The sequence below is a fragment of the Chloroflexota bacterium genome, assembly GCA_034717495.1.
In the GTDB taxonomy this organism is placed as follows: Bacteria; Chloroflexota; Anaerolineae; order JAAEKA01; family JAAEKA01; genus JAYELL01.
Genome location: JAYELL010000016.1, coordinates 1 through 26,698, shown reverse-complemented (window position 1 = coordinate 26,698; position 26,698 = coordinate 1). Strand labels below are relative to the sequence as shown.

At 58.1% G+C, this 26,698-nt stretch carries 20 protein-coding genes; 8 read left to right on the top strand and 12 right to left on the bottom strand.

The annotated features are described in order from the left end of the window. The first annotated feature begins 45 nt into the window (after positions 1–45). On the top strand, positions 46–1,428 hold the full coding sequence (locus tag U9R25_03895) for a hypothetical protein (GenBank protein MEA3335026.1): 1,383 nt from the start codon (positions 46–48) through the stop codon (positions 1,426–1,428). A gap of 59 nt (positions 1,429–1,487) precedes the next feature. Beyond that, on the top strand, positions 1,488–2,513 hold the full coding sequence (locus U9R25_03890) for an aldose 1-epimerase family protein (protein MEA3335025.1): 1,026 nt from the start codon (positions 1,488–1,490) through the stop codon (positions 2,511–2,513). 77 nt (positions 2,514–2,590) lie between these two features. Here the strand turns inward: U9R25_03890 and U9R25_03885 are convergent, their stop codons facing one another. Further along, positions 2,591–3,613 (bottom strand): AIR synthase family protein, encoded by a 1,023-nt coding sequence (locus U9R25_03885; GenBank protein ID MEA3335024.1) that lies wholly within the window; start codon positions 3,611–3,613, stop codon positions 2,591–2,593. A 257-nt stretch (positions 3,614–3,870) separates the two neighbouring features. Here U9R25_03885 and U9R25_03880 point away from each other — a divergent pair, with 257 nt between their 5' ends. The 6 genes from U9R25_03880 (at position 3,871) to U9R25_03855 (ending at position 12,234) form a co-directional block, all read left to right on the top strand. Then, positions 3,871–4,194 carry a hypothetical protein gene (locus U9R25_03880; protein MEA3335023.1) on the top strand — a complete coding sequence of 108 codons (324 nt, stop codon included), beginning with the start codon at positions 3,871–3,873 and terminating at the stop codon, positions 4,192–4,194. A 258-nt stretch (positions 4,195–4,452) separates the two neighbouring features. Further along, positions 4,453–5,358, top strand: a complete 906-nt coding sequence (locus U9R25_03875) for an MBL fold metallo-hydrolase (GenBank protein ID MEA3335022.1) — start codon at positions 4,453–4,455, stop codon at positions 5,356–5,358. Positions 5,359–5,521: 163 nt separating this feature from the next. Next, positions 5,522–8,899, top strand: coding sequence for an AAA family ATPase (locus tag U9R25_03870; protein MEA3335021.1), 3,378 nt, complete (start codon positions 5,522–5,524; stop codon positions 8,897–8,899). A 165-nt stretch (positions 8,900–9,064) separates the two neighbouring features. Beyond that, positions 9,065–9,271, top strand: a complete 207-nt coding sequence (locus U9R25_03865) for a hypothetical protein (protein ID MEA3335020.1) — start codon at positions 9,065–9,067, stop codon at positions 9,269–9,271. A 271-nt stretch (positions 9,272–9,542) separates the two neighbouring features. Then, complete coding sequence (acs, locus tag U9R25_03860) at positions 9,543–11,453, top strand: acetate--CoA ligase (protein ID MEA3335019.1); 1,911 nt, start codon at positions 9,543–9,545, stop codon at positions 11,451–11,453. A gap of 58 nt (positions 11,454–11,511) precedes the next feature. Further along, on the top strand, positions 11,512–12,234 hold the full coding sequence (locus tag U9R25_03855; protein MEA3335018.1) for a YjjG family noncanonical pyrimidine nucleotidase: 723 nt from the start codon (positions 11,512–11,514) through the stop codon (positions 12,232–12,234). 89 nt (positions 12,235–12,323) lie between these two features. Here U9R25_03855 and U9R25_03850 read toward each other — a convergent pair whose 3' ends face one another. The 11 genes from U9R25_03850 to U9R25_03800 form a co-directional block, all read right to left on the bottom strand. After that, a complete protein-coding gene (locus tag U9R25_03850) occupies positions 12,324–13,271 on the bottom strand; it encodes a polysaccharide deacetylase family protein (protein ID MEA3335017.1) in 948 nt (315 codons plus the stop codon). A 39-nt stretch (positions 13,272–13,310) separates the two neighbouring features. Further along, positions 13,311–14,507 carry a hypothetical protein gene (locus U9R25_03845; protein MEA3335016.1) on the bottom strand — a complete coding sequence of 399 codons (1,197 nt, stop codon included), beginning with the start codon at positions 14,505–14,507 and terminating at the stop codon, positions 13,311–13,313. 1 nt (position 14,508) lies between these two features. Next, positions 14,509–15,528, bottom strand: a complete 1,020-nt coding sequence (locus U9R25_03840) for a methyltransferase domain-containing protein (GenBank protein ID MEA3335015.1) — start codon at positions 15,526–15,528, stop codon at positions 14,509–14,511. 21 nt (positions 15,529–15,549) lie between these two features. Beyond that, the gene (locus U9R25_03835; GenBank protein ID MEA3335014.1) at positions 15,550–16,194 is read right to left on the bottom strand and encodes a class I SAM-dependent methyltransferase; all 645 of its coding nucleotides are present in this window, start codon (positions 16,192–16,194) and stop codon (positions 15,550–15,552) included. Position 16,195: 1 nt separating this feature from the next. Then, positions 16,196–18,757 carry an SMC family ATPase gene (locus U9R25_03830; protein MEA3335013.1) on the bottom strand — a complete coding sequence of 854 codons (2,562 nt, stop codon included), beginning with the start codon at positions 18,755–18,757 and terminating at the stop codon, positions 16,196–16,198. Positions 18,758–18,777: 20 nt separating this feature from the next. Then, the gene (locus U9R25_03825) at positions 18,778–19,776 is read right to left on the bottom strand and encodes a Gfo/Idh/MocA family oxidoreductase (GenBank protein ID MEA3335012.1); all 999 of its coding nucleotides are present in this window, start codon (positions 19,774–19,776) and stop codon (positions 18,778–18,780) included. Continuing rightward, positions 19,773–20,378: an acyltransferase gene (locus U9R25_03820; GenBank protein ID MEA3335011.1), complete on the bottom strand. Its 606-nt coding sequence runs from the start codon at positions 20,376–20,378 to the stop codon at positions 19,773–19,775. Before U9R25_03820 ends, U9R25_03825 begins: the two co-directional genes overlap by 4 nt. A gap of 275 nt (positions 20,379–20,653) precedes the next feature. Further along, the gene (locus tag U9R25_03815) at positions 20,654–20,815 is read right to left on the bottom strand and encodes a hypothetical protein (GenBank protein ID MEA3335010.1); all 162 of its coding nucleotides are present in this window, start codon (positions 20,813–20,815) and stop codon (positions 20,654–20,656) included. A 277-nt stretch (positions 20,816–21,092) separates the two neighbouring features. After that, a complete protein-coding gene (locus U9R25_03810) occupies positions 21,093–21,860 on the bottom strand; it encodes a sugar transferase (protein MEA3335009.1) in 768 nt (255 codons plus the stop codon). 174 nt (positions 21,861–22,034) lie between these two features. Beyond that, positions 22,035–24,905: an SdrD B-like domain-containing protein gene (locus U9R25_03805; protein MEA3335008.1), complete on the bottom strand. Its 2,871-nt coding sequence runs from the start codon at positions 24,903–24,905 to the stop codon at positions 22,035–22,037. A 460-nt stretch (positions 24,906–25,365) separates the two neighbouring features. Beyond that, entirely contained in the window at positions 25,366–26,217 is an 852-nt protein-coding gene (locus U9R25_03800) for a class I SAM-dependent methyltransferase (GenBank protein MEA3335007.1), read from the bottom strand. Positions 26,218–26,698: the final 481 nt, after the last annotated feature.

Below are 26,698 nucleotides of genomic sequence, written 5' to 3'. Positions count from 1 at the left end.
CGGTGTTCAATCCAAACCTGGTTTGCCAGTAGAGAGGATTTTACAATGATCAGACCCAAAGTCGGATTCATCGTTTATGGCGTGCACAAGGACGGCCTTTTAGATCCCCTGGGCGCACCCTTCATCGATGAACAAGTGATTGCTGACGCCAAAGAGACCCTGCGCGGCGCCGGCATGGAATTGATCGAATACGATGTCATCATCGCCAGCAAGCAGGAAGCCAGAGAGTGTTTTGCTCGCTTCAAGAAACAGGATGACATCGACGCCCTGGTATTGTTTTCCGGAACCTGGGTATGGGCGGCGCATCTCGTCGCTGCGCTTCGTGATTTCTCGTTCACGGGCAATGGCATCGTGCTCTGGACTCATCCCGGCTCGCAAGGTTGGAGGCCAGTCGGTGGTTTGGTGATGCACGGAGCGCTGAAAGAGGTGGGTATCCAGCATCGTTTTGTGTATGGCGCCTCCAATGATCCTGATGCGATCGATGGCATCGTCTCCTATTGCCGGGCCAGCCATGAGAAAAACAGACTCAACATGAGCACGCTGGGCGCGTTTGGCGGCCGGGGCATGGGCCAGACGTGCGGCGTGGCCGATCCTTCTCAATGGATGAAGCTCTTCGGCGTGGACATCGACAGGCGCGATACCACGGCGCTGATCGAAACAGCGAAACGATTCTCGATGGAGGATGTCGAGCAAGCCCGGCACGAGATCCAGCCCTTCTTCTCGGACCCCATTCCCGACGACGATATGGCCGAGCGTTCCATCAGATTGTACCTGGCCGTCAAGTCAATCGTCGAGAAGGAGGATTGGGAATTTTATACGATTCAATCCTTCCCTGGCCTGGGAGATGATTACAGCGCTACCTGCCTCGCCCAGAGCATGATGTTGCAGCATGGCATTGGCACGTCCACCCTGAGCGATTTCAACACAGCCCTGACGGTCAAGCTGATCACCGATCTGAGTGTTGAGCGGGTCTATTACGGCGACCTGCAGCACATCGACAAGTCAAACAACGAGATCAAGATCATTGGCGACGGTACCTGTCCCCCTTCCCTGGCAAGCAAGGTTGGGCCGGCAGGCTTCGCCGAACACGGGATTCCCACGGAGGGGGAGGCCGGCGGCCTGTCGGTCAAGCTGGTCTGCAAGGCCGGCGAGGGCGTGCTGGCCCATCTGGGACGTAACAACGGCCAATTCGAGATGGTTGTCGCCCGCTGTTCAGTTTTCGAACCGCCCGTCGAGGAGCTGGAAGAACGTCAACGGGAATGTGGCGTTCCCTTCTGGCCTCACGCCTTTGTAACCGCTCATTGCGACATCGACCAGCTTGTCGCTGCCTGGGGCAATGAATACGCAGTGTTGGGTTACGGCGAACATCTCTATGATGATTTGATAGCTTTTTGCGAATTGACAGGCATCAAGGCTGTCGCGCTGTAGCCCATCGAATTTTGGCCGGAATGACATGGAGACAGGGTCTCGAATTGGAGCGAATTCTGATGAATTACGATGGTTTGAGCCGGCAGGAACTACTGAAACATGTCGGGCATATGGATCAATTGGCGGGTGTCAAACTGCTGGAAGCCGCCGATGGACTGGCACGGGACAGCAGATTGTTGCAGGTGTGGACTGGCTCTGGTCTCACCTTTGACCTGCTGGCTGACCGGGCTTTGGATATTTCCGCATGCCGTTACAAGGGGATTCCTCTGGCCTGGGTTTCCTCGGTGGGAGAGGTCCATCCCGCCTATTATGACTCCCGGGGGCTGGGCTGGCTGCGTTCTTTCCCCGGGGGATTGTTGGCCACTTGCGGGCTGGATCACTGGGGACCTCCCACCAGCGATCTGGGCGAAGAATTCGGTTTGCACGGACGTGTGAGCAACTTGCCTGCTCGCTATGTGAGCTACCGCGCCGGCTGGATGGGGGAGCAGTACGAGCTTGAAATCACTGGCGAAGTCCGGCAAGCGGCCGTGTTCGGCGAAAATCTGGTCCTGCGACGACGCATTTCCACCCGCCTGGGTTCCAACATGATACAGATTGACGATGTGGTCACCAACGAGGGCTTTGAGTCGCAGCCACATATGATCCTCTACCACTTCAATCTGGGATTCCCGCTGCTCAGCCCGGATACCCACTTGCATGTCGATTCGCAAGAGACTATCCCGCGGGATGCCGAGGCTGAAAGTGATCTGGAAAACTGGATGAACTTCCAGCCACCGACGGCCGGGTATCAGGAGCAGGTGTTCCGGCACAAGCCGCTTGCGGATGAAGATGGCCGGGTGGCTGTGGAGGTGAGTAACACCAACCTAGGTTTGGGCTTGCGTTTGACCTATGCCAACGCCAACTTGCCCTACCTGGTTCAATGGAAGATGATGGGAGAGGGCATGTACGTGCTGGGCGTCGAACCTGTCAATTGCGGGGTTCTTGAGGGCAGGGGGACGGCCCGGGAGCGAGGCTCTCTGCCCCATCTGGAGCCGGGAGAAAGCCGGCAGTACGCGTTGACAGTTGAAGTGATCGAAGATCGCTGACAGATGACCACCGACCGCTGTCTTCTGGAAGCGGTCCGCCGTCTGCCGTCCGCGGTCTTCTGAAAGCCGTCCGGCGCTCAACTGAAGAGCCGGGCGATTTCGTCCACCGAAAAACGGGGATAGGCGATGGCCTGGCCGCCCCGTTTTGCTTTCATTTCTCCAGGCGTGCCGGTGACGCGCCCAATGATTCGGGCGGGAATCCCCGCCCGGTCAAAAGTCAGTAGCAACTGATCCACGTTTTCGGGCGCCAGGACTATCACCAGAGCCCCTGAGGCGATGGTGCCCAGCGGGTCCAGCCCGTAGACCGCACAGAGGGCTTCACTCTCAGGCGCCACCGGCACCGCATCAAAGTCGATATCGATCCCCACTTCCGATGCCATTGCCATCTCCCAGAGACCCGTTGCCAAACCACCCTCGGTGGGATCGTGCATGGCATGGACCGGCACTGCCTCCACTGCCAGGTGGGCCGCCTCGACCACGCTGATACCAGGATCGTGAAGAAAGGCCTGCGCCCGCTGCAGCAGCCTGGCCCCGTAACCCCGAGCCAATAAATCCCCTTGCTTTTCCCGGGCGATGATTGCTGTACCCTCGATGGGAATACCCCGCGCCAGAATAATCAAGTCGTTCGGGCGCATGCCCGAGGAGCGGACCAGGTTTTCCGGCGACACTTCCCCCAGCATGCAGCCGGAGATGATGGGACGGTCCAATCCCACGGTGATCTCCGTGTGTCCCCCGGCCAGTGCAACCCCCAATTGTTGGCAGGCACCCGCAATCTGCCCGTAGATCGACTCGGCCTGTCCGACCGTGGCCTTGCCCTCAGGTAACAACACCGTAGCAAGGAACCAGCGGGGCTTGGCACCCATGACGGCAATGTCGTTGGCGTTGACATTGACGGCATACCAGCCGATCTCGTCGGTGGCGAAGGTGATCGGATCGGTCTTGGCGACCAGATAGCGATCGCCGAAGTCGATCACGGCGGCGTCCTCGCCCATCTGCGGTCCAACGATCAGGCGCGGGTCACTGGGCGCGAAGCGCCTGAGCAGGCCATCCAGCAGCGCGGGGGGTAGCTTACCCGCCGGCAGGTTCATGTTCTGATCCATGATATTCCACTCACTCCGAGAGCTATTTGGTGAACTGCTGGGCATTATAGCGGAAACAAGGAGAGTCCGCCACTCTTGTAGGCATTTTGTAGGCATTGGTGTGGTATAATGGAGTCAATGCCGCGTCAGGCGGCCACGACGAATTCTGATCCATGCTGCCGTTGGCAGAAGTGAGAATGAAAGGAGTGAAAAATGAACTGATGATCTGACCGGCAAAGAACTTGAAGCTCGAAAAACCTGGCCGAAAGGAGCACAAAATGGCCGACTTCTCCTCTTCCCCCATTACCAGCTACAAAGCTGTGTTTTATGGACGCAGCGCCACCAGCGATACGATTGGCGCTTTCATTCACTGCTACCATGGCGGTCAAAACGTCATGAGCTGTGTCTTCTACAACGACGAAAACAACGTGCCCATCAATGCCAAGGGACCTCGGGTAGAGCTGCGCTACCCCATGTCCAGGTTCGACAGCGTCCTGGACATCATGCGCAACGAGAAACCGCTCTACTTTGGTTTCATCGAGTCGACCAAGGTGGGCTACGTAGCGACCCAGACCGAGCCGGTAGGTGACGGCGAAAGCTAGGCGCTGCAACAGCGTCGGAACTACGCTGGAAAAGCAGGCAATGGCATCATTGTCTGCCGCAGACTGTTCGGCGGTACCTTAGCGCCAATCTGGTTACTGATAGCGCCAACTGCAGGGACCTGGTGGAATATTTGCCGGCAGGTCCCTTTTTCATTTTTTCGTTTCCCCTGCAAGGTCTTCGATGGCATTGACTTTTCCCTCTTCATGGGGCAGAATGTTCTGGCTGTTCCGATCCTAAACCAGGGAGTCTTCTACACTATGCTTGATGTTCTTGATCTCGATTTTCAGGATACCTCAGAGGTTATCGCCAGTTATCTTGTACGTGGGCCTGCTGGTTTCGTTTTGATCGAAACCGGTCCTGCCTCCACCTTCCAGAATCTCAAGGTGAAACTCAACCTTCTTGGCATCGAGTTGGCCCAGATTAGCCACGTGCTGGTCACCCATATCCACCTGGATCACGCGGGTGCCGCCGGCTGGGTCGCTCGAGAGTCGGGCGCGACGGTCCACGTGCATCATGTTGGCGCGCGGCATCTGGCCGACCCCAGCCGGCTGCTTGCTTCCGCCAGCCGCATCTACGGCGACCTGATGGATCCCCTGTGGGGTGAGACCATCGCCGTACCGGCCGGCCAGGTTCATGCCCTGCAGGACGGCGATGTCATCGAGGCAGCCGGCCTGCGGCTGGCGGCCGTCGATACCCCGGGTCATGCCTACCACCATATGTCCTACCTGCTGGACGGGCTCTGTTTCACCGGTGATGTTGCCGGTGTGCGCCTTCCGGGCCAGACCCACCTGCGTTTGCCGACCCCACCTCCGGAGATCGATATCCCAGCCTGGAAGGGCAGTCTTTTTCGCCTGCAGGAACTTCAGCCCGATCGATTGTTGCCAACCCATTTCGGCCCCGTGGCGCAGACCAGTGACCCCATCGAACACCTCGATGCCGTTGGACAACTGCTGGATATCTACGTGGACTTCGTCCGCCAGGGCCTGCAGGAAGGCTTTTCTGTCGAGGCGATCGGCGAGAGCTTCGCCCACTGGGTTGCTGAACAGGCGGCGGCCGATGGCGCGGATGCTGACGCGATCGCCCGCTATGAGGTCGCCGTGCCTTCCTTCATGGAGGTGCCGGGCCTGATTCGATATCTGCGCAAATTTGAGCAGACGGTTTAGGTGATCGCGGCCAGCTACCTGGCGGGGCATCCCCCGCCAGCGGGGAGTGTACATCTGAAGGATTCGAACAACCTGTAGAAATCTGGCACAAGATGTGATACAATGAGACTATCGAAGGATGGCAGCTCATCGTTTCAGGTTCAGGGCAACCGCCAGGACGATCATGCCCTTACGACTATATTTGCTGGGGCCCCCTCAAATCCATTGGGATGACAGGCGTTTCAACATTCCACGGCGGCAGGCACGCGCGCTGCTGTATCGCCTCGCCACCCGCATGGAGCTGGCTCCCAGGGAAACCATCTGTTTTCTCTTTTGGTCCGACATCCCTGAACACAATGCCCGGCGCAATCTTAGCCGTGTCCTCTCCCTGCTTCGCACTGCGCTTCCCCACCCGGATATGCTCATTTCTGACGGCGAAGATATCAGCCTTGACCGTCGCCGCATCTGGTCCGATACGATCGCCTTTGAACGCTGCTATCGAGAGGGCAATGTGGCAGGAGAGGTTTCCTCTCTCGACCAAGCTATTCTGCTCTATCGCGGCAGTTTTTTGTCCGGATTTGCGCTTCCCGAAAGCCCCGAATACGAAGCGTGGATGCTTGGCGAACAGCGCTACTGGGAGCAGCGCTACCTCACTGCCCTTTCAGCGCTGGTCGAGCAATGCACCCAACGACAGCAACTGGATAGGGCCATCGATCTTGCCCAGCGTTATCTGGTAATGGATGCGATGTCCGAGCAAATGCACCGGAATCTGATGACTCTGTATGCAGCGCGTGGGGATCGGCAGGCTGCGATGCGCCAATATGAAGCCTGTGTCGCGACTCTGGAGCGGGAGTTGGGCGTCCGGCCACTGCCGGAAACACGCTCGGTTTATCTAACCGTGCTGGGACGCGAAACCATCGTCGACCGGGAAGTGCCATCCGACAGGGCATGGGTGACTCCGCCCGGCCTTCAGTTGCCCATGGTCGGTCGCAACGGTGTCCTTGAAGAGATGCGGGAGGCTTTTACGCGAGCCCGCCAGGGGGATGGGGGACTGGTATTGATCTCTGGACAGGCTGGCATTGGCAAGACACGACTGATGCAGGAATTTGCGTCCAGCCTGCCTGATCCCGCGCTTGTTCTGATGGCAGTCTCTCAGAAAGGCAATCTTGACTTGCCCTATCATCCTGTGGTCCAGGCGTTGCGATCCGCCGGCGATCTGTCTGATGTCTTGCACCGTGTCCCCGTTATCTGGCTCGCGGAGGCGGCCAGGCTGCTGCCCGATTTAGGTACTGCAAGGCCAGACCTGCCGCCGCCGCTGCCTGTCCAGCCCGAGGAAGCTCGCACCCGGCTGTTCGAAGCTCTCTGCCACCTTGCGCTGGGCATGATCTCCGATGACGGCGTGTTGATTCTATGTATGGACAACCTGCAATGGTCCGATGGCGCAACTCTGGCGTGGCTGACCTATGTAGCAGATTGTGCCCGCTCCAAGCCAGTTCTGCTGGTGGGCGCCTATCGCAGCGAGGAGTCCAGCCGCCTTGCCGAATTTCGACGGAGCCTTGCGCGCCAGACAGATCTGCTGGAACTCCATCTCGAAGGAATCGACGCGGCGTCGATTCAGGAGCTTCTACATGCTTGCGGCAGGCATCTTTCGGCAAGGCCCGGGCTGGCCGAAAGACTGCATGATGCGACCGGTGGCAACCCCTTCTTTTTGCTTGAAACTTTGCGTTCGATGCTCGAGTCTTCTGATCTGGATCAGGAGCCTGAGAAGCAGTTGCTGTTGCCTCTCAATCAGACAGTGCAACGGGCCGTGGCTGCCCGGTTGAGTCGCTTGCGTCCCATCGCCCGTCAGATCATCGAGGCGGGCGCAGTTCTGGGTGCCGCCTTCGGATTCGATATCTTGCGTGCGACGGCCGGCCGAAGAGAGATGGAGACCATGGATGGGCTCGACGAGCTGGTCGCTCGCCAACTGTTCATTGAGCAGGATACTCACTATCGTTTTCAGCACGACCTCGTTCGACGGGCTGTGGAAGCCAATCTGAGTCCCATGCGACGCCAGTTGTTGCATCGTCGAGCCGGCAGGGCACTGGAGCGTCTGGATCTGGGAACGCCTGGATCGCTGGCCCACCACTTTGCGATTGGCGGCAGACCAAAGAAAGCATTGCAATATCACGACCTGGCTGCCACGGCGGCATCGGGACTGTTCGCCTGGGAGAAAGCTGAGGGCCACCTCGGCCAGATGTTATCTGCTTTGGATATTCTGGATCCCGACTGCTCAGATGTCCATTACTGTTCTCTCCGCGGGGATGTCTTCAGTCGTCGAGCCAATCTGCGCTACCTGAGGGGGAAACGATCGCAGCGTGACGCCGATCTGTTGGCCCTGGTTCAACTGGCAAGGAGAGCCGGTAACGATCCATTGCTTCTGCAATCGTCTGTTGATCAGGTGCGTTATTTGAACCTGGACGGGCGGTACGTGGATGCGATTGCTGCAGCGCAGGAAGGATTGGCAGTCGCAGTCTCGCTGGAGGACTCCAAGGCCAGTTCCCGTCTGCATGCCCAGATGGGCTTTGCTCACCTGCTTCTCGGGCAACCTGAACAAGCCCTGGCTTCCCTGGAGACTGCGGAGACTGCACTGGCAGCCCTTGGCGACAGTCCGGACCAGGCCGCTCGGGGACGTATCCTGCGCGTCCGGGGTCATGTTTACTTCCACCTCTCCAGTTTCGAAATGGCGGTTGAATGCCATGAAGAGGCGCTGCACATTCAGCGGGAACAGGGAGCTGCCGATCGGATCGCCCTGGCGCAGTTGGATCTGGGCCTCGGCCTTCTCAAACTCAACAGGTTTCGGGAGTTCGATCGCCACGTTGCCGATGGCATGGCGCTGGCTCGCCGAATCGGTGCGCGGCCCGTCGAGGCTCACGGATTATGCATCCAGGGATTTGGGTTATTGTACCGGGCAGAGTTCAGGGAAGCCGTTCGATCTTTTGAACACTCTCTGGCAATTCACCGTTCCCTGCCCAGCAGACACGAGGTTAGTGCAGCACTGTTAGGCCTGGGCTTCGCATTTTACCGTCAGGGAAGCCTGGCTAAGGCGAAAGGGTCGATGAACGCTGCTCTTGAGACTGCCCAGGCCGTTCGGCATGACCGGGGGATATCGCGCGCGCTGGCTGGATTGGGGCTCGTTTCGACGGCACAGGGGGCTCTGGAAGATGCCGTTGACCTGCTTTGTCGCGGTCTCGCCGTGGCTGAGGCCTGCCGGTGTCCCGAGAACATTGCCCTGTTACTGACAGCGCTTTCGGCGGCTAATCGACTCGGTGGTGATCTGGAAAATGCCCGGGAGCACGCGTATGAAGGGATCGAGGTTGCGGAACAATTTGCGTTGCCAAGCGAGGCAATGTGGGCCCGCATCGAGGCCGGATTGACCCATCTTGACCTGGGAGAGCGGGAGGAAGCGCTTGTGCAGGTGAACAAAGCCATGGCGCTTTTGCCGGACGCCCATCAAGCCTGGGTTTCCCACTCAACAGTGCGAGACCTTTTTGACCGCCTGAACCAGCCGAAGCCTGGGTGAAGAAACGTTGGCCATTGATCGTTGACAATTATTCACTGATCATTAGATCGCAGTGTCTACACGCCAGCCTGGCCGATTTTTTCGTTGTAGACACTTTGTGGACATGGCTGTGGTACACTGGGGCAGAGTTCGCGTGGGACGAATGCCACCCCAACAGAGGATACCATGTCCCCAATCAACCGCTACGCTTCCCTCCTGGTGCGCTTCTGGAGCGAGGATGAGGCCAAAAGCAACGATTCCGACGCCTGGTGCGGTGAAATCGAACATATCCAGTCTGGACAAAGGTGGACCTTTGGCAGCTTGGAGGAAATGCGACAGTTTCTGACCGATTGCCTGGACGATCCGGACAGAATGCTGCCGTCAAGCTCGTAAAATTCCTTTTGGTTTGACAGTCCTCGCCCGATGGTGCTACAATTGCGCTTGCTTTGATCCCCACCTGCACGAATAATCTATTGTTTTTGTATCGACCTTTTTCAGAGGAATCACAGTTTACTCACTGATGTTACGCAACAGCGGTAACCCGTAATCCGAATACCGAATACCGATCACCATCCGCCGTCCGCGGTCTGCGGTCTGTCGTCCGCCGTCCTCTAAACATATTGTTACCTGCCTAACTCCAGTTACTCATTAAAGGAGAACCTGCATGGATCGCAAAGCTGACATCCTGGCTGCCGAGCACGAAGTCTACGAGCCCCCACCAGACGTTGTGGCGCAGGCTCATGTGAAGGATTATGAGGAGGTATACGCCCGGGCGGTGGCAGATCCCGAGGCCTTTTGGCAGGAACGGGCCCAGACGCTGGACTGGTACGAGCCACCGGATCGAATTCTGGATAGCTCCAACGCCCCTTTTTTCCAGTGGTTTCCCGGCGCCCAGACCAATATCGTCTTTAATGCGCTCGATCGTCACGTCGAGACCTGGCGCAAAAATAAGATCGCCCTGATCTGGGAAGGGGAGCCTGGCGACCAGCAATCGTTCAGTTACTACCGTCTCTGGCAGGAAGTCAATCGTTTTGCTAACATACTGCGCAGCATGGGTGTACAAAAAGGTGATCGGGTTACGATCTACATGGGCCGTGTGCCAGAGCTGCCTATGGCCATGTTGGCATGTGCCAAGATCGGCGCCGTGCATTCGGTGGTATATGGTGGGTTCAGCGAGCAAGCCCTGGCGGACCGCATCGAGGACGCCCAGAGTCGCGTGTTGATTACAACAGATGGTGCCTGGTTGCGGGGCAAGATCGTTGAACTGAAAGAGATTGCCGACGAAGCCATCCGTCGCTCTCCCGTGGTAGAACACGTGATCGTGGTCAAGCGAACCGGGCAGGATGTGTACATGGAAGCTGGCCGCGATTACTGGTATCACGATCTTTCCGCACTGCCCATAGCTTCTTCCAGGGCCGAGACGGAGGTCATGGATGCGGAGGACCCTTTGTTTATCCTCTACACTTCGGGTACCACAGGCAAGCCCAAGGGCCTGGTGCACACCCACGGTGGCTATCAGGTATTTACCAGCACCACACTCGAATGGGTCTTTGATATCAAGGAGGAGGATCGCTGGTGGTGTGCGGCTGATCCAGGTTGGATTACTGGCCACAGCTATATCGTCTACGGGCCGTTGATTCTGGGCGCTACCAGCTTCATGTACGAGGGTGCACCCACCTTCCCTTACCCCAATCGCTGGTGGAAGATGATCGAAAACTATGGCATTACCCTACTCTATACGGCGCCCACCGCCATTCGGGGCCTGATGCGTTTTGGCGATGCCTGGCCCAAACGCCATGACCTCAGCAGCTTGAGGTTACTGGGAAGTGTAGGCGAACCGATCAACCCCGAGGCCTGGCGCTGGTATCACCGGGTTATCGGCGATGAGGATTGTCCCATCATGGACACCTGGTGGCAGACCGAGACGGGCGGTTTCATGATCACCCCCTTGCCCTCGGTGGCACTGAAGCCTGGATCGGCTACCCGGCCTTTTCCAGGAATCGAGGTGGATGTGGTGGACGAGGAGGGAGAACCGGTAAAAGCCAACGAGGATGGCTACCTGGTGGTCAAACAACCCTGGCCTGGCATGGCGCGCACGGTCTATCGTGATCCCGAGCGTTATGTTTCGCAGTACTGGGAGCGATTCAAGGACAAGGGTTACTATCTGACTGGCGACTCGGCCCGCAAGGATGAAGATGGCTATATCTGGATAATTGGCCGCATCGACGATGTCATCAAGGTCAGTGGCTATCGCCTGGGCACGGCCGAGATCGAGAGCGCGCTGGTCAGCCATGAAGCAGTGGCTGAAGCGGCCTGCATCGGCATGCCCGATGAACTGCGGGGCAATGTGATCTGGGCCTATTGTATCTTGCGGCAGGGTTACGAGGGAAGCGATCGGCTGGTTGACGAGTTGAAGCAACACGTGCGCCACGAGACTGGCCCGATCACCGTACCGGCCAAAATCGAGTTCGTGGATGAGCTGCCCAAGACCCGTTCCGGAAAGATTATGCGCCGCGTTCTCAAAGCAAGGGCGTTGGGTAAGGACGAGGGCGATATCTCCACCCTGGCGGCGTGATTGTTGGCCGCTCTGTCGGGGTCAGGAGTTGATCCGGTCCCGGTTTTCTCATTTCACTATGACCTACACCTGGCTTCTTTTTGACATCGACGGTACCCTGTTTGACTACGATCGCGCCGAGTCGACGGCGCTTCGCCTGGCCTTCGACGAAAGTGGTATGCCCTTCGAGCCAGTTTATCTGAATGCCTACCGAACCATCAACGGAGAGATCTGGCAGGAATTCGAACGGGGGGAAATCACCTCGCAGGCCATCAAGTCGCAGCGCTTTGCCCGTTTTTTCGATGCAATAGGCGTTTCGTTTGATCCGCTCGCTTTTGGCACAACCTACCTGTGGTGCCTGGCTCAACAGGCCACGCTCATCGATGGCGCAGAAGAAACCATCAGGCGTCTGCATGACCGGTATCGGCTGTTTCTGTTGACGAACGGTCTCAAAGAAGTTCAACGGGAGCGGTTGGCTCGCTCGACTTTGAAGGACTACTTTGAAGGGATTGTTATCTCCGACGAGGTAGGTGTGAGCAAACCCGATGGCCGCATCTTCGACATAGCCTTTCAGTTAATGGGAAATCCAGACCGGGCAGAGGTGTTGATGATCGGCGACAGCACCACCTCTGATATGGCAGGCGCTGTCGGCTACGGAATCGACACCTGTTGGTTCAACGCCAGTGGCAAGCCAGCGCCCGCCGGGCTGCCGATCGACTACGAAATCTCCAACCTTTCTGAGTTGCCGCTGCTTCTGGAAAAGACCGAATTAGAGGATGAAAGATCTACCACTGCCCGGTGACGCCACTCCCGCTGTCATCCTCGCGAACGCGGGAGTCCAGGAACGGTCATTGGCTCCTGGATCCCCGCTTCCGCGGGGATGACATGCTCCTATTGAGGTTGCCCTTGCTCCGCAAGTAACACCGCGATTCTCCGGCGCTGCTCCAGTTCCCGCTGATTCCTCAGCTTGTCCCAGAATGGCGCTAACAGCAGTTTCCCCATGACTTTCGAGCCAGTGTCGGCCGGAGTTGCCGACATGGCTATCCGGGGGATAGCCAATGGGTCCGTTTTTGGTCCCAAAAACCCGCTGTGTGTAGCAAAAGCCAGGGTGACTCCCTTTTCGCGTAGCGCCCGCTGTTCCCGATCGCTGAAATCCACTCCGGGAACACCGTTGGGATATGCGAAGGTTCTGATAGGTTGACCCGTCAGTTCCGCCAGGGTATCAATCGAGTCGTCGATCTCTCGTGTGGCTATCTCCCTTGATTCATTGCGCAGAATCGCATGATGCATCGTATGCGCGCCGATGGTGATCAGGTCCAACTGACTCAGGTCCCGTACCTCGTCCAGGGATAAGTTGTCTGTTGTCGATCCCGTCACGGTCGATTGACCCTGAAGCGCCTCGATGACCTGCCTCAGGTCGGCCAGAGGCATTTGCTTGGCCAGGGAATTGATCGCGAAGCCAGTCACTGCGTCGTAGCGGATGTCAAGCTGCTCAGCCATGGTCCTTCGGATGGTTGCAGCGTCCAGCCGGCGGCGCAACTCGCCAAGCTCCTGGAACCAATAACCTGAGTTGGCCGCCAGGATTGCAGGCGAAACAAAAAGGAGAGCAGGGATGCTCAGTTCCTGCAGCACCGGCAGGGCAACATCGCGGAAGCTTCGGTCCCCATCGTCGAAACTTACGAGGCAACTGCTTCGCAATGGATGATCGCCATGAAGAAAGGCGTCCACTTCGTCCACGTTGGCAAAACGAAACAGGCGGCCGATGGTCTGGAGGGTGTTACGGAACCATGTCGCCGATGGCACCTGGTGAAAGGTCACCACGGCGTTTTTTGCTGCCAAGGGGCTAAACAGATGGATAAATGACCTCCCGCGCGTCGATCAGGGAGAAACGCTCGATGGGCTGGCTGTTGGCTGCCCCTTCTTCGGCGATGCAAACTTGAAGATGATGGCAGCAATGGTGACGGCAGCCAGCGCTATCAATGAAACGACGATGGTATCCTCGCGGCTGAGAATGGGGAAACGAGCCTGGCGGTAGTGCAGACTGGTCGCGAAGGAGGCGGCTCCGATGATCAGCAACATCAACTTACTGGGGTAGATGTTGTCCTGAATGATCAGAGCCAACAGCCAGTAGAAGGAGAGAAAGGCTGGCGCCATCAGGCGTTCGTTGGAGGAGCCCAGCAGGCTGGTTAGAAAAACGATCAACAGGTAGCCGATCATGTAGGTGTTGCGCTTGAAGAAGGCCACGGTAGTACGCAGGAAAACAACGGGCAGCAAGGTCAGGGGAATCAAGGTATTGCCCCACTGGCGAACCCAGAAGGCTGGCTCGAACACCTTCGGTGCGTAGCGCTCGATGGCGCCAATCAACCCGATGCTGCCAGGAACATCTGCTGTCAACCCGGCCCGGATTGCTGCGGTGATCAACAGGGCGGGAATCGTGGCGGCGATTACTTTCCATCCGTCGCTGCGCAGGTCATTTCTTTCCCACAGGTAGAGCAAGGCCGTAGGTGGCACGATAATCCAGGTCTCCCGGGCTACAGCACTCAAAAAGAGAACCACGCCGAAAAGAATCCAGCGACGTTCAAACATTGCCCAGAAGATGATGAGCAGCGAGATCAATGCAATCGTGTCATTGGTGTGGAAGACCAGCCAGGTAGTGACGCCAAACAGGTGCTTGTTAAAGGTGAAGAGGATAGTGGCAAAGGCTGCTACCGGTGGGATGATGCCGACATAACACAGAAAGGCATAGAGCAAAACCACAAGCAAGAAGAAGAGCCCATAGTTGAGCAGGTAGAATCCGCTGATCGTATCGACCGGTAGCAGGCCCAGGGTGTAGGTTCCCAGCAGGCGAAAACGGAAGGGCGCCGGCACCTGGTCCGAGAAACCGGGCGCTGCCTGTGCTACCCTGCGGTAGTTGAAGCCGTCGGAGGTGTCCCAGGGAGGTGTATGCCAGTCCACCTGACCCCAGAGGAACAACATGATGGCAGTGACGATCAGCACGACGGCCAGGTATTTGCCATGTTTTCTCAGCAGACCCTGCAGGTTTTCTTGCCGGCTCACCGGTCTGTCGATCCCCATCTCAGCGCACCTTCCGGGCATAAACTGTGAGCTCTGTGTGACGGCCCATCCGTTCGATCAGCCAATCCAGCGGCGCGGGCAGCCGTCGCAATCCGGCAGTCAACAACCGGCCTGGGCGACGCCCGTGCGACTTCATCAAGGTCAGGGCGTCCGTGCCTATTCCACCATTGGTACCCACATAAACCACCTGAAAGCCTGTGTCGTTCAACCAGCGGGTGAGGGTCCCTGCCGAAAAGAAATACAGATGGAGTGGTGGAATGATCCACCAGCGGTTGTCCTTTCCAAAAAGGCCGTTGCGGTAGGACTCGACATCATTGGGGACCTGGATCGCGAGCAGGCCCTCAGGCTTGAGGATGCGGTGAGCCTCGGCCAGGGCCCGGCCGGGCGCAACCATATGCTCCAAGACTTCGAACATGGTCACCACATCAAAACAATCATTGGGCAGATCTGCCCGCTCAAGGGTGCCCTGGATGATATTCAACCCCAGCTCTTGCCGGCCAACCTGGACAGATGCGACGCTTAGTTCAACGCCCTGGACATCCCACCCGGCCTGCCGGGCAGCATCCAAAAAATAGCCGGCGCCACATCCCACGTCCAACAGGCGGATCGCGGCAGTGCGGTCCAGGTCACCGTGGCGGGTCAGGTGCCCTACCGTTTTCCCGTGCCATCTCAGAGATGCCTGCCGGCGCCCGGGGCTGCTATAAACTTCCAGGTGACCACTCATGCCACCGCTGTGAATGCCGCCCGCCAGCGTGCCTTCGTTGTAATAACTTTCATCGTATAGAGCAGGTAAATCCTTTTCTCGGGGCATCGGATCTACCCTGAGCAGCCCACAGGAGTTACACCGGACGATACGCCAGCCGGCGCTGTCGAGGTCGGCAGTTGAATAATCGACGGCTACCGGGGACCCGGTGGCACGAAACCAGACGGGCGAACTCGCTTGATCAGCGCAGAGGGGACAGGCCCGGATCCTGGCATTGGCGAGGGCAGTTTCGACGCTTTGGGCAACCGATTCGGTCATGGCGGGTACGTTCGAATCCAGCTACAATTTCGTTGCTGTGACGACAAAGTGATCAGTTTGATCGATTTCAATATTGCCGAAGCCAGCCTGCTGTAGCTGCCGGGTAATCGATGAGCAGGTCTGAAACGACTCGTAGTGGCCGTTCAGCGGAAAGGGGAAAAGCTGCCCCGTCGCTTCGAACAGCAGTCCATTGGCCAGCACGTAGAGGCGATAGATAGCGTTCTTGAGTCGGTGCTGGCGCAGGCTATCCCACAGGTTCTGCAGGGTGCGAGAGATGGGATGCAGGACCAACCAGATGTCGCCCCCCGGTCCGACAACCCGCGAGATTTCCCCGATCGTGTGGGGAATGTGGGTCAACGGCAGAACGACCCGGGCCAACACCAGATCGAAACTGGCATCCGCGAAGGGCAACTTCTCCGCCTCGCCCGCGACGAAGGCCACCGCAGCGCTCAGTTCGCGGCCCAACGCCAGGGCCTCGAAATCGATGTCGATGCCGGTAGCCACAACATCCGGATTGAGATTGCTGGCGATCAGTGTCTGGCCGGCCCCACAGCCCACATCCAGGATGCGCCAGTGGTCAGGACCAATGATCGGCATGACGTGGCGCGGATCGTCGGGGTTTTGGGCGATGTTAAGCTCTTTAACGTGATAGTCGCGGGAACTCATGTCAGTTAAGGAAAATCTGCGATCCTTCTTCTGTTTTCTGGACATCGATACGAGTGGGGAACTGATCCTTCAACTCGTCGATGTGGGTGATGACCAGGATCCGCTCGAAATCATCCTGAATCGATGTGATGGCCTGGACCAGCCGTTCCCGTCCCTGGGCATCCTGGGTGCCGAAGCCCTCGTCGATGATCAATGTTTGCAACCGGGCGCCGGCACGCCGGGCCAGGAGCTTGCTAAGGGCGATGCGAATGGCGAAGTTGGCCCGGTAAGCCTCTCCGCCGGAGTAGAGACTGTAGTCCCTGCTGCCCAATTCATCGCTCAAGATAATATCCAGGGTTTCGCGCAATTCCTGAGTGCTTTTGGTTTCGCGTTGGGTCTCCATGCGGACTGCCATGCGCCCGTCGGTCATGCGATTGAGCAGGCGATTGGCTTCCATCTCGATCTCAGGAATGGCGGCCTCGATGATCATGGCCTGCAGACCCTTCTTTCCAAAAGCGGCCTGCAGTTCCTCGTAGAGCACTTGCTGGTCGAGGATATGCTGCAGTTGCCCTGCCAGTTCTTTGCGCTGACCGGCGAGCTTGCGGCAGGCATCGAGTCGCTGTTGAGCGGCCCCGAGTCTTAGCCGGGCGTTGCGCTCGTTGGCTGCCAACTGATCGACCTCCCGGGTGCATGTACGCAGCTTTTTGTCCACTTCGGGCAGATCGCCGACCGCTTTCTGGAGCTGCCCGCGTTTCGCCCTGTCGTCGCCAAGTACCCCTTTCCAGCGAGAGTGCTGATCCCTCAATCGGCCAATCTGTTCGGTGAGATCATCAAGGCGTTTCTGGGCTGCCCGGAGCTGTTGGTAACGATCCTCGAAAGCTCCATACTCTATCAGGTCGGCGCGCACCTGGTCGTGGGCGCCGGGATCATATCCCAGAAGCGCCAACTCCTCCAACACAGCGGCGAGCGCCATTTGGGACTCTTCGGCATAGCGGCCCGAATCGAGCTGAGTTGTGACTGCCTCCAGCTTTTGCCGGGTATCTGCCACATCTGCACGAGCCTGTTGCGCCTGGGCCAAATTATTCTCGATTTGACCCTCCTGGCGCCGCCAGCGCTCTCTCAGTTTCAGGGCCTGATCAAATTCCCCGACCTGTTTATTACCCTCCTCGACCTGGTTCTTGATCTCTTGAATGCGAGCTTGATTACTGCGATGCCGGTCACCGAGGGTATCTCCCTGGCTCTGGTAGTCGGCGAGTACCTTCTCCCGTTCCCCGGCTCCCAGAGGCTGGCTGCAGATGGGGCATGACGCACCCGCCTCGGCCAGGATGTCCAGCTTCTCCTTGACATCGTCCATCTCAACACGTAGTTGTTTATTTTCGTTCTGCCGTCCTGCCAGTTCTTCCCTGAGCTGTTGGATTTCAGCTTGAACCTGGGTCTTTTGCGCATCCAGGTCGGTAAGCCTGGTCAATTCGGCCCGGGTTTCTTTGAGTTGTTCTTCGAGAGTGGATTCTTGTTCAGCCTGTTCCTCCAGTTGTGTTGCTCGGGCACGAAGGACTCGCTGGTCTCCCTCCAATCGACCGCGCACCGTGTCAATCTCCCGCTCTAACTGACTCTGTTGGCCCTGAAGGTCAACCTGGCGCCCCAGTTTTTTGTTCCAGCCCTGATCGGCCTTCCTGAGGGATTGCAGCGTTTCGTAGCCCGCTTCGATTTCGGCTGCCCTGGCAGTCAGGTTCTGATCGGCCACTAAACGATTGTTGGCAACCTCAAGCTGGTCTTCAATCTCGTTCAGTTCCCGTTCGCCGTGTTGCAGACGAGACTGAAGATCGGCGAGTGTCTTCTGGTCCGCCAGTAGTTCCTGGCGCCGGTTATGCAGATCCTTTTGTCTCTTTTCGGCCTCACGCAACATCTCGCTGAAATTCAGAGCCTCGCCCTGAGCCTGCTGCAACTCACTCTGGTATTGCGCTTCGTGAGCACCCTCCTCATCGATGGCTGCAATCTGCGCGTCCAGACGCGAGGCTTCATCCTTGTACTGGCGAACACGATCTTTGGCCCGGTTTTCGTAGTCATCATAGATGTCCAGACCAAGTATATCTGCCAGGATCTGCTTGCGTTGTCCCGGTGGTTTGACGGTGAATTCATCTGCCCGGCCCTGGACCAGAAAGGCTGAGTTGATGAAGGTATCGTAATCCATGCGCAATAAATCGACGATGCGCTGTTCCGTCTGGCGGATGGTTGGTTCTGTGATAGCTCTGTATTCTTCTTTGTCGGCTACCCAGACCTGCAGCTGGAGGTCGCTCTTGCCAGTTTTCCCCCGCAGTTCGCGGCTTCTCACAACGCGGTAGCGGTTGTCTCCCAGGGCAAATTCATAGTCTACCTGCATCTCTTTCTGGCCCAGGTGGATGAGAGCGTCGGGCTGGTTGGAGCGGGCTTTTCCCCATAACACCCAGGTGATGGCATCCAGGAGAGCCGACTTGCCGTGCCCATTGTTGCCCGACAGGCATGCCAGGTGGAGCCCGCTGAAGTCCAGCGGGTCCGGATCGCGGTAGCACATGAAGTTGTGAAGGCGTAGCTTGAGTGGAATCATGGTAGGGGAGATGGTGGGCGCTATAGGTCCGTAGCGCTCATTTCTATGGCCTCCAGGCCATTTATGATATGTTTTTCGATCTGTTCGGCGACCCGCATGACGCGGATGGCTTCATCGCTGCCAACCAGCGGCTGGCTGTTGTTCTCGATACAGCCCAGGAAATGATTCAGCTCGGCATAAAGGGGCTCGATCTGTGGCACGTAAACCTGCTCGATCAGTCCTTCCTGTCTGTAGAGCACCTCACCCTGATGGGCGAAGTAGTTGGCGGCAGACTGGCGGTGGATCATCACGGTTCGCGTCAGAAAGTCGGCCACAATAAAGGCCTCGGCACAGGTAACTTCCATCTGTCTCACCTTGTGCTGTGTGACTTTGCTGGCGGAAACGCTGGCAACCTGGCCTGAGGCGAAGTTGAGCAATGCCATCGCGTGATCGGGCTGGGGAGAGCGAACCTGACCACCGACTGCCTGTACGTTTGCCAGAGGAGCGTCGATCACGGTTAGAATCAGGTCAAGGTCGTGGACCATGAGATCGTAGACAACGCTCACGTCAGCGGCCCGGGTGGCGAAAGGACTCAGGCGTCTGGCCTCGATCGACAGGATCTCGTGTTCGGTCAGCACCCTGGCCAGCTGAACGAAGGTGGGATTGAAGCGCTCGACATGTCCTACCTGCAGGACCAGGTCAGATTCCTTTGCCCGTTCGGCCAGGTCCACCGCCTCGTCGATGGTCGCGGTCAGCGGCTTTTCCATCAGGATGTGCACACCACGTTCGATGCAGGCCAGGCCGACGTCGTAATGAAGGGTAGTGGGCGCTGCGATGGTCACAGCGTCAACCTGATCCAGAAGGTCTCGATAGTCGGCATACACGGGTACTTCATAGCGAGCCGCTATCCGCGCTGCCCGGTCTTCGTTGCTGTCGGCAACGCCAACCAGATGGCTTTCCGGCGTCGAGGCATAGATTCGGGCATGGTGTTGGCCCATGTTGCCAACACCGATGACTCCTGTGCGGATCTGTCTGTTCAATCGATGTCTCCTTGCTGGGGAAGCGGATTCAACCTGAAGTTTTCGTGGCAATGCGTGCAAACAAAGTGATCCTGGTCTTGCCCGGAATCGACGGGATTCAAGCGACGACCGCACCTGCAAACGTAAGCGACCAACCTGGCCGGGTTGCCGATGACCAGTCCGTGGTCGGGCACGCTGCGGGTGACCACTGCTCCTGCCCCGGTCATGGCAAATTGGCCGATGATCAGATCGGGCAGCACGATCGTGCCGGCGCCCAGCGATGCGCCCCGTTTGACGGTGATTTTTCCGAGCTGCCAATCTGCATCGGTCTGTAGACTACCCCTGGGATTGATGGCGCGGGGGCAACGATCATTGGTCAGGATCGCCCCGGGTCCAATGAACACACCATCCTCGATGGTGGCGCCGTGGTAGGCAAACACGCCATTCTGCAGCTTGCAGCGATCACCGATCTGCACGCCGAAGTCAACGTAGACACCCTTGCCCAGGATGCATTCCCGGCCCACCGTCGCCCCTTCGCGAATCTGCGAATGGTGCCATATCTGGGTACCATCGCCAATCTGCGCACTTCCGGACACTTCTGCGGTTGGGTGGATTCTTGTCATCAGGTTCTTTGTCATCACAGGCCAAACAACTTGATCCCGCAATCTTCATCAGTGACAGGACCAGATCGTGTCAGGTACAACTTGTAAGTTTACCATCAAAGCGTTGTGCTGCCCATTTTTCCAACCGTGAACAGACCCGTCGCCAGCGGCCGGCGACGGGTCTGTTGGGACGCCCTGGGTGCGGTAGAATCCCCTCCAGGCAGGCCAGGGCGTCTCCCCCCAAACCGATTGGGCGCCATCCATGCCCGGGGAGCGGCAGGTGCGCCGATAGCCGATCAGGGCTGAAGCAAGATCGGCAGGTGCAGGTAAAAATCAGGCTGTGCGTCGCCCGGTATTTGCAGAGGCCTCCGGGAGGAGCGGCTGTCCGGACCGGTCAATCCGTGTGTGACGACCATGGCCAGGACCATGAGCGCCACCAATGTGCGTTTCCAGTTCATCGAGTTCATCATCAGCATCATCCCTTCGACTACACCCCTCGGGACACTGCTCAGGACTGCGCTGCGGTTGTAATCTTTTCTGATTTCACCGCTGATCTACACAGACCTCCGGCGCAGATCATCGCTGATAATTTCCTTGCCCCAGCACCAGACAGTGCCAGTAACTGAAACGCTCCATCAGGGTATGGTATTGTTAGTGTTTGTGAGAGACAGGGAGGGCGGCGGAACGGGACATGGCAATGGCGGCCGGGCAATATCGACCGTCAGGGCCAGAAGATCAGCCCGTGTTGGCGCCGGTAAGGACCACAGGAATGGTCTTTAGCAGGATCTTGAAGTCCATCCACAGGGACCGGTTTTCGATATAGTCGATGTCCAGGCGGATGATATTGTCGAAGGAAAGGGCACTGCGGCCACTGATCTGGGCCAGGCCGGTGAGGCCGGGCGTTACCTCCAGCCGGCGATAGTGCCAGTCCTTGTAGTTTTCCAGCTCGTAGTCTGCCCAGGCTCTGGGGCCGACGAAGCTCATGTCCCCGCGGAGGATGTTCCAAAGCTGGGGCAGTTCGTCGAGGCTGGATTGTCGCAGGAACTTGCCAACCCTGGTGATCGTTGGACCGTTCTGGAAAGGCTTGTGCAGCCCATTCGTGGTCTGGTCCTTATCCACGCCGTTGGCATATTGGCGCACGAATTCGCGGTGAATCTGCGCGTGGTTCTTGCTATAGCTCATCGAACGAAACTTGAAGAAGTTGAAAGGCCGTCCATACCTTCCCGTTCGACGCTGGATAAACAAGACTGGCCCAGGACCATCGATTTTGATGGCGACTGCAATTAGCAGCAATAATGGGGAAAAGACCACCAAAAAGAACGCAGCCGCCAGAAAATCCAACGCGCGCTTGAGCCGTTCATAGGCCAGCGTGCGTGTCTGGAGTTTCTGCAGCGCCTGTGGGTAGATGCTGCTGCTATCTTCGTACCAAGTGGCCATGCGTGTTTGCGTCTCTAACACCTGATTGCCTCCCGTCGATTTGCTCTCACGATCATAGGATAGCATGGCTTTATGAATTCTCTATGAACAGCGTTCCCTCTGGAGATGACAATCTGTTAAGGCGACTGGACGGGAGGATGCACGCCGCCATGGACTGGCTCTTCAGAATGGGACGGAGACACTTTGCGACCGGCCGGTGATGGTTTCCACCAACCGGTCGCAAAGCGAAAAGGTCAACGATCAGGAGCCCTTAAGGCTCAGCGGCAGGTAGATCTTCAGGTAGGTATAGAAGGGAAGGTCCACCGTTATCGTCTGGCCCGCCACCACCTGTGCGCCATGCTGCGACGGCCGCGGGAAGTAGGTGCCGGTAGGCAGCGGCAGCACCACATAGGAGCCGGGTTGCACGCTCCAGAAACTGTAGGTGCCGCTGGCCGACGTGGTCGCCGTGTTGATCACGGTGCCACCGCTGTTCTTCAGCTGTACGGTGATGTTGGCCAACAGCATTTCGCCCGGGTCATAAGAGCCGTTTCCGTTGCCGTCGACGAAGGCCTTACCCATGATGTTGCCGGTGGTGGGCTCCGGCGTATGGGTCGGCGTGCTCGTCGGCGTATTGGTTGGTGTGTGCGTAGCCGTCGGCGTCCGCGTTGGGGTATTGGTTGGCGTGTTAGTCGGCGTATTGGTTGGTGTGTGCGTAGCCGTCGGCGTCCGCGTCGGTGTATTGGTTGGCGTGTTAGTCGGCGTACGGGTCGGCGTCCGCGTCGGTGTATTGGTGGCCGTCGGCTGGGTCGCATCGACCTTGGCTACATCGACAAAGTGGATCCACTCGTTGCCATCGTTGGCACCGGTGTTGCTTCGGGAATCGATCAGGAAGTCGGTGCCATCTGTCAGGTGGTTGCCGAAACGGGCATCGGTGACCTCGAAGGTCACGGTGCGGAACTGGTTGCTGCCCTGCTTCTGCACCCAGGCATTGCTGGAGCCCACGGGCCTGGCATATTTGGGGCCGGTGGTGGAATCATACTGCAGTCGCCAGCGGTCGGTGCCGCGGTCCCAGTAGGTGACCTGTATTTCAGCCGTGTATACCTCGTCGTCCATGTAACCATCGGCGATACGGAAGAACATGGCGGGGTTGCCGGAACCCTGGTCGGTGCGGCGAATATACTGTGCCTCGCGGGTCTCGGGAAGACTGGTATTGGTCACGTTGCCGAAACATGGATATCCGATCGGGCCGGTGGCGGGGTTGTCGGGACAGTGACCCATCCATGGGGCGCCCTGTGCACCGCTTGCCCACGTCACCAGTTCCACATAGGTGGCCGGAACCGTCTGGCCACCATCGACGGAGTCATCCTGCTCCAGCCAGAAATCGAAGTTGCCCAGGGGGGGCCACTCGCTGGTGTCCTGACAAGAACTGTCGGCATAACAAAGGGGCTGCATGTGCTCGCGCAGGGCTACCCACACCGACGGCGTGTAGCGATCGTCGTTCTCGTCCAGGGTGGCTCCGAAGTAGGGGGCCGCCCAGCCCATGATGTCGGTGTAGGCGGGCACCGGCTGGTTGGTGTTGTAATCGACGTACCAACGGGTCGAGGGAGGTCTGCCATAGCCGCTCAAACGCACGTAGTCGACATGCAGGCTCAAGGCCTGCAGGGTTGCCCAGTAGAAGCTATCGGATACCCCGCTGCCCTCGCGCCGCGGGTAGGTTCCCGGCCATTTGCCATCGCCGATCATGTAGTTGTAGGTCTCGAAGCCGGTGGCCACGTCGTCGCCATGCTTCAGGATGGGATCAAAGGCCATCTGGCCATAGGCGCTGCCGGCATTGGGCCATTGCAGCGTCTCGGCCGAGTTGTAGTCGGGCCAGAGGCCGTTGTAGGAGAGGCCCACATCGTTGGACGCCGCGAAATCAGAGAACTGGGGACGCTCCCACCGTTCATACTGGAAAGGTGCATTCTGCAGGAGCAGCACTTTTTTCAACTGGCTGCCATCGCTGAAGGCGTCCACATACATGCTGGTAATGATATTGACGGTGGTGATCCAGGCCCAGGAGTCGGTCAGGCCGCCCGCTATGGTGGCACGGTCATCGATGTTGTCGCTGGCTCTGGTCTCGCCGAACATGCCGGTGCCCATGGCAATGAAATCGACGCGGTCGTCGTTTTTATAGGCTTGACCCAGGGCATCCACGAAACGCTCATATTGCTCCAGGTAGGCCGGATCCCAGATCTTGGGCAAGGTGGGCTGAACGGTCAGACTGACATCATCGATGAAGACAGTCCAGGGTTCATCGCCGTCGTTGGTCAGTGTGAAGCGCAGAGTCGACCAGTGCCCCTCGTGGGGCAAAATGCTTGCGATTTTTTCCTGCCAATCCTGGTCACCGGGATTGCTCTCGTTCATAATGGTAGCGACCACGTCGTCACCTTCCATCAGCTCTACCTTCAGGTTGTCGCCCGGGTCTTCGGCCCCTGACTCTGAACGCCAGTAGAAGTTGAGCTCACCCTGGATGAGGACCTCCGGGATGCGGAAGGTCCAGCTTCGCAATTCGGAAGTCTGGTTGATCGCCCCTGCTTCATTCATCTTGGCGCTGTAGCTGCCGCCGCGGGGGTTGTCGGTGCTGCCGGCCACATCGGGTGTATGTTCCCAGGCGTAGAGGGGATTTCCCGACTTCTCGAAATCACCGTTGTTGATCTCCTCGGTGAGGAGGCCGGGGATGGTGGTGTTGGGCAGATTGCGCACCCACTGGGGCATGGCGTTAACGCCGGTTGCATTGCGACCATCGTAGGCAGTGATCGCGATGCCCACCTTTTTGCCAGGCTGGCCCGGACCCGGCGGCCAGTAGTGGGAATCGATGAAATAGTTGAGGTTGGAGAAATCATAGGCTCCGTCGGCCGGGTTCAGGTCTGCCCAGGAGTAGAACTGCATGTCACCGCCCTGGTGGAAGAGGACGGGATCGAGGTTTTTGCTGCCGCCCACCAGGTAAAAGCCTGGCGCCTGGGGCACCGGCGCTGCGTCTGGTTGTCTACCTTCGTCGAAGGCTTGAATGCCTGCACTGGCTATTGAAGCAGCTCCTAAAACCACCACAAGTATCAGCACGACAATCGACGTTAAAACGTGTTTCTGTTTCATATTATTTACCTAGACTCCTTTGCTGCAAGATATGCTCCCTCCTACTGCCTTGAGCCACTCCCGTTAATTGCCCGCTGTCACACCTATGCAGGGACGAAGGTGCAAGTGTTGACAATTGCCCATTCAGTAATTCGCAATCGACAACTAGAAAGTTTAGCAGATGATTCTGAATACATTATTAACAGCACTTGCCTCAATTATGACAGTTCTTTCAGGTTGGCAGGTTCGCAGCAACCTACCGCCGCAACCAAATAACGGCTGCGGCGCAACGGGAACGATCATAGCATAACTGGATGGGATTGGCAAAGATCATTTCGAATAGCGACTTTTTTCTGATTTCACGGCGGATTACGCAGACCTCCGGCGCAGATTGCCGCTGATCTTTTTTGGATTGATCTGCGCTAATCTGCGTAAATCTGCGTCATCTGCGGTTATGTTTTTATCTGGCTTCCCCGCTGATTTACACAGACCTCCGGTGGCGGGCGACCAACAGGATCGGAGAACTGAGGTGGGATGGCAGGGATCGGCGCAGCTGGTTGATTACCCGGCTGCGCTCGGAGGCTCCCGCAATGCCCCGGACTGCCAGGACCTCCATGCCAAGCTGGCGCAATCGCCAGGCTACATCCGATGGATTTGTCAACCAGACGGCATCGTAATCGGCGCCGTAGCCCAGACGACGATATTGCTCCGCGTTGGCAAAATCGGCCTGGCGGGGCCGAAACTGAGGTCTGTGGGTCAGGGTAACGGCTGCCAACACACGCAGGTTTCTCAACACCAGCCGCAAGGAGTCGCAAGCGGATTCACCACTCTCGGGCCCGTATCTGGCTCGCCGACGCCGCACCACAAAACGTCGCAAGGGCCGCAGTGGGGAGAGCAGATTTGGAAAGGTCATGACCAGCAGGCCACCCGGCTCCAGGACACGAACCAGCTCTTTGAGACTCAGGGCAGGGCGGGCGACATGTTCCAGCGTATTGACGGAGAGAATCGCGGCGAAATTGTTGGCAGGAAAGGGCAGGGTTGGCCCGGAGTCGAGGGCCACAAAAGAAAGGCCCGGGTAACGCGACCGCGCTTCCTGCAAAAAGGGCAGAGAGATGTCGGCCCCGTAGGCCTGGTAGCCGCTGCGGGCCAGGCTGGCCGCCAGGTCGCCAACGCCACATCCGTAGTCCAGGGCGCGTCCATGGGGTTGAGCTTGATAGTTGTTCAGGGCGGCGAGCACAGCATCATACTCCGGGCGCCATCCGGCGCCATCCAGGCGCTCGAGATAGCCCTCGGACTGGTTGTAGAAGCGATAGGTTTCACCGGCTGTGGTCATGATGGATATTGCGCCAGATTATACGTTTTTACTCACTGTCGTCAAGGAATGGCACTGACGCACTTCCTGACATGACCCCTCCCCCAGCCCGTGCGCAGCCCCCAGCGCGACAGCCAAGGGCTCCCCGAACCGGGGGAGAAGAGTCGCGATGATGCTACTTCACGGGCCTCTCCCCCTCCCAGATTGGGAGGGGGCGGGGGGTGGGTAAAAAGCAAACCCCTCGCATTGACAACTATCAGGGTCGCGACTATTATTCGAGTGTCGCAAGCTGGACGGCTTTCAGAAGACCACGGACCACGGACGACAGACCGCTTCCAGAAGACCGCGGTCAGTGGTCGGCGGTCAGCGGTCATCTTCCGGAAGACCGCGGTCAGTGGTCGGCGGTCAGCGGTCATCTGCCGGAAGACCGCGGTCAGTGGTCGGCGGTCCGTGGTCATCTGCCGGCAGACCGCGGTCAGTGGTCGGCGGTCCGTGGTCATCT